This is a genomic window from Saccharothrix hoggarensis (genome assembly GCF_042678885.1).
GTDB classification, from domain to species: Bacteria; Actinomycetota; Actinomycetes; order Mycobacteriales; family Pseudonocardiaceae; genus Actinosynnema; species Actinosynnema hoggarensis.
In genome coordinates, this window is record NZ_JBHTLK010000351.1 from 1 (window position 1) to 4,721 (window position 4,721).

Annotated in this window: 3 protein-coding genes and 1 pseudogene; 3 read left to right on the top strand and 1 reads right to left on the bottom strand. The window is 72.7% G+C overall.

Annotated features, from left to right (window positions below; translation table 11 throughout):
• The 3 genes and pseudogenes from ACFQ3T_RS34425 to ACFQ3T_RS34435 all read left to right on the top strand — a co-directional run.
• Positions 1–331, top strand: a pseudogene (locus tag ACFQ3T_RS34425) (serine/threonine protein kinase); the annotation flags it as partial.
• Positions 332–547: 216 nt separating this feature from the next.
• The gene (groL, locus tag ACFQ3T_RS34430) at positions 548–2,170 is read left to right on the top strand and encodes a chaperonin GroEL (RefSeq protein WP_380729964.1); all 1,623 of its coding nucleotides are present in this window, start codon (positions 548–550) and stop codon (positions 2,168–2,170) included.
• A 154-nt stretch (positions 2,171–2,324) separates the two neighbouring features.
• Entirely contained in the window at positions 2,325–3,134 is an 810-nt protein-coding gene (locus ACFQ3T_RS34435; protein ID WP_380729966.1) for a phosphodiesterase, read from the top strand.
• Positions 3,135–3,168: 34 nt separating this feature from the next.
• Here ACFQ3T_RS34435 and ACFQ3T_RS34440 read toward each other — a convergent pair.
• A partial coding sequence (locus ACFQ3T_RS34440) for a CHAT domain-containing protein (protein WP_380729967.1) occupies positions 3,169–4,721 on the bottom strand: 1,553 nt, incomplete at its 5' end.

The following is a 4,721-nucleotide window of genomic DNA, read 5'->3' on the forward strand; positions in this document are numbered from 1 at the left end:
GCCCGTGCAGCAGCCGCCCTACCCGCAGCCGTACCCGCAGCAGCAGCCGCCCGGCTTCCTCCAGGACCCGGTCCGGCTGAGGCCGCCCGCCCAGGTCGGCGGCGCCGGCGCGTTCACCAACACCGGCAAGCCCCGGCCGCCGTGGCTCGCGCCCGTCCTCGCCGGCGCGGTCGCGATCGTGCTCATCGTCATCCTCGTGGTGATCCTCACCCCTAAGGACGAACCTCCGCGCCAGGGCGGCACGACGGGCCAGAGCCAGTCCATCGAGGTCGGGACCACGACCAGCGGCAAACCGCTGCCCACGAGCGTGCCCGTGCGCACGTCCCGCTGACCAGCTCTTCTTGCACTCTCCTCCGTCGAGTGCTAAACACGGTGTTGGCACTCGGAACACCCGAGTGCCAACACGCAGGCTGGGACGGTGAGGCCCGTCCCCTCCAGGGGGCAGGTCGTCCGTCGCGGGCACCGAGCCTGGCCGAAGCACCGTGTTCCGCTGTGGACGCGCGTCCGCAGTGGCCCCATTCGTAATCAGGCGGAGGAACACACCGCAATGGCCAAGATGATCGCGTTCGACGAGGATGCCCGCCGCGGTCTTGAGCGTGGCATGAACACTCTCGCCGACGCCGTCAAGGTGACGCTCGGCCCCAAGGGCCGCAACGTCGTGCTCGAGAAGAAGTGGGGCGCGCCGACCATCACCAACGACGGCGTCTCGATCGCCAAGGAGATCGAGCTCGAGGACCCGTGGGAGAAGATCGGGGCCGAGCTCGTCAAGGAAGTGGCGAAGAAGACGGACGACGTCGCCGGTGACGGCACGACGACCGCCACCGTGCTGGCCCAGGCCCTGGTCCGCGAGGGCCTGCGCAACGTGGCCGCCGGCGCCAACCCGCTCGGCCTCAAGCGCGGCATCGAGCAGGCCGTCGACGCCGTGATCGAGCAGCTGCACAAGACCGCCAAGGAGGTCGAGACCAAGGAGCAGATCGCCGCCACGGCGTCCATCTCCGCGGGCGACACCACCATCGGCGAGCTCATCGCCGAGGCGATGGACAAGGTCGGCAAGGAAGGCGTCATCACCGTCGAGGAGAGCAACGCTCTCGGGCTCGAGCTCGAGCTCACCGAGGGCATGCGCTTCGACAAGGGCTACATCTCCGGTTACTTCGTGACCGACCCCGAGCGCCAGGAAGCGGTCCTCGAGGACCCGTACATCCTGCTCTACGGCTCGAAGATCTCCACGGTGAAGGACCTGCTCCCGCTGCTGGAGAAGGTCATGCAGGGCGGCAAGCCGCTGCTGATCATCTCCGAGGACGTCGAGGGCGAGGCCCTGGCCACGCTGGTCGTCAACAAGATCCGCGGCACCTTCAAGTCCGTCGCCGTCAAGGCCCCGGGCTTCGGCGACCGCCGCAAGGCGATCCTCCAGGACATCGCCATCCTCACCGGTGGCCAGGTCATCACCGAGGACGTCGGCCTGAAGCTGGAGAACGCCGACCTGTCGCTGCTGGGCAAGGCCCGCAAGGTCGTCGTGACCAAGGACGAGACCACGGTCGTCGAGGGCGCGGGTGACGCCGAGCAGATCCAGGGCCGCGTCAACCAGATCCGCGCCGAGATCGAGAAGTCGGACTCCGACTACGACCGCGAGAAGCTGCAGGAGCGCCTGGCGAAGCTCGCCGGCGGTGTCGCGGTCATCAAGGCCGGCGCCGCCACCGAGGTGGAGCTCAAGGAGCGCAAGCACCGCATCGAGGACGCGGTGCGCAACGCCAAGGCCGCCGTCGAGGAGGGCATCGTCGCCGGTGGTGGCGTCGCGCTGCTCCAGGCCGCCGAGATCGCGTTCGCGGGCCTGAAGCTCGAGGGCGACGAGGCGACCGGCGCCAACATCGTCAAGGTCGCCGTCGAGGCGCCGTTGAAGCAGATCGCCATCAACGCCGGCCTCGAGGGCGGCGTCGTGGTGGAGAAGGTCAAGGGCCTCCCCGTGGGCCACGGCCTCAACGCCGCGACCGGCGTGTACGAGGACCTGCTCGCGGCCGGCGTGCCCGACCCGACCAAGGTCACCCGCTCGGCGCTGCAGAACGCCGCGTCGATCGCCGCGCTGTTCCTCACCACCGAAGCCGTGGTGGCGGACAAGCCGGAGAAGGCGGGCGCTGCCCCGGCCATGCCCGAGGGCGGCGGCATGGACTTCTGATCGACCGGGGTCGTTGACCCGTCGATCGGCCGAAGTCACGGAAGGGCCCGGTTCGCCTCTGGTGAACCGGGCCCTTCGCCGTGCCGGGGGTGCGGCGGATCACTGGCGTGCCCCGACGGGTGCGGGCGCGCCCCCCGGTGGGGTGCAATGGGCGGTGACCGCCCACGAGGACTTGGAGCCGACCGTGCTCATCGCGCACCTGAGCGACCCGCACCTGCGGACCGACGCCCTCGCCGCCGAACCGGCCGCCTCCCTGCGCCACGCGCTCGGCCGCGTCCTCGCCCTCGACCCGCGCCCCGACTGCGTCGTGATCACCGGCGACCTCACCGAGCACGGCGACGTCGACGCCTACGCCCAGCTCCGCCAGGTCATCGGCGACTTCCCCCTGCCGCTGCACCTCACCACCGGCAACCACGACCACCCCGCCGCCCTGCTGGAGGTGTTCGGCGGCACGTCGTTCCTCGGCGGCGCGACCTCCACCCACTACGCCGTCGCCCACCCCGGCTTCACCGTCATCGCCCTCGACTCGTGGCAGCACGGCACCCCCGCCGGGCACGTCGGCGACGACCAGCTGTCCTGGCTGGACGACGTCCTCGCCCAACGCCCCGACGTGCCCGCGTTCGTCTGCCTGCACCACCCGCCCGTCGAGGTCGGCCTCCCGTTCCTCGACGGCATGCGCCTCGACAACGGCCCCGCCCTCGGCGCCGTCCTCTCCCGCCACCACAACGTCGCCCGCGTCCTCGCGGGCCACGTCCACCGCGTCGTCAGCGCCCCGTTCGCCGGCACGTCCGTGTCCGTCGCGCCCAGCACCTACCGCCAGACGTCCCTCACCCTCCGCGCCGACCGGCAGACCGGCTACCTCGCCGAACCCACCGGCTTCCTCCTGCACGTCGCCACCGGGACCGGGTTCGCCACCCACACCGTGCCGGTCAGCCACGCCGGCGCGCTCATCGGCGGCTTCTGAACCCCCACGACCCGCCCGCGACGATCAGCGGGACTCACGACCCGAAGCACACGAACGGGCGGCGCAACGGGTCCACCGCCGTCGCCTCCGCCAACGCGTGCGCCGCCGGCTTCCCCTCCGCCAACAACTTGTGGAACGCCTCCATCGTCACCGCCGCCGCCCGGTCACCCACCTTGTTCACCGCCGCCACCACCGTCCGCGACCCGCTCGCCAACAACGCGCCCGCGAACCCCAACGCCTCGTCACCAGGCCGGATGTGGCTCAACGCCAACGAGCACGCCGCCAGCACCACCTGCTCCGGCGCCGTCGGCAACCGCGCCGCCTCGTGCGCGAACAACGGGCCGTCCACGAGCTCCAACCGCGAGAACAACGCGTTGTCCGCCACGTGCTCCCCGTGCGCCGCGATGTGCGCCAACCGCGCCCCGTCCAACGCCGCCAGCACGTCGCCCACCGCCTCCACCTGCACCGCGCCCGGGTACGCGCACCGCAGGTCGCTCACCTCGCCGACCGCCTCCGGCAGGTCCGGCCCGCCCACCAGCACCACCCGCGACGCCGACGTCCGCGCCGACACCGCGTTCAACCACGCCGTCGCCGACGGCGCCACCACCACCGGCCGGCCCCGCAACGACGGCAACGCGCCCCACGGCACCGCGTACAGGTCACCCGTCGGCACCACCACCAGCTCACGCCCGCCGACCAACCCCGCCAACGGCCCCACCAACGCCGCGTCCAACCGCTCCGCCCGCCGCGCCGCCGACGCCGTCACCGCCGACGCCAACACCTCCGGCAGGTGGTCCGGCGCGAGCACGTCCACGTCCGCGTGCAACTGCCGCGCCAACTCGAACACCGCCGCCGCCGCACCCAACCGCACCAGCGCCGCCTCACCCGCCACCAGCACCACGGCCCACAACACGCCACCGTGCGCCACGAAGCTCACCATCGCCCGCGCCCCCAACGCGGCCCGCACCTCCGCCACCCCGCACACCGGCCGCGGCCGCCCCCACACGCTCGTGTGCCACCCCAACCGCGCCACCTCGGCCTGCAACGCGTCCAGCCGCGCCTCCAGCTCGGCCACCGGCCGGCCGTCCAACCGCGCCTGCTGCACCGCCCGCGACAACGACCGCGACTCCGCCACCCGCCGCGCCAGCACCCGGTCCTCGATCACCGGCAACGGCTCGTACCGGTACACCTGCGCCCGCGTGCGCTCCAACCACTCGAACGTGGCCTCCGCGTCACCGTCGTGGTCCAGCACCAACCCCACGGCCAGCTCACCCAGCTCTCGCCCGTGCACCGCCGTGCCGCAGACCAGGTCCAACCCGCCCATCCGGTCACGCACCCGGCCCAGCTCCGCCAACCCCTCCGCGGCCTCCCGCAGCGCCACCCCCGGCGCGCCCACCGCCACCGCCAGCTCCGCCCGGCACAACCGCGCCAGCATCCGGTGGTCGACCGGCGCGATCGGACCCGGCTCCGGCACCCCGTCCACCAACGCCCGCGCCACCACCACGTCACCGCGGCGCACCGCCACCCGCGCCGCCAGCAACGTCGCCACCGCCGCCTGGTCGGTGAGGCCCACCGCGCCCAGCCGCT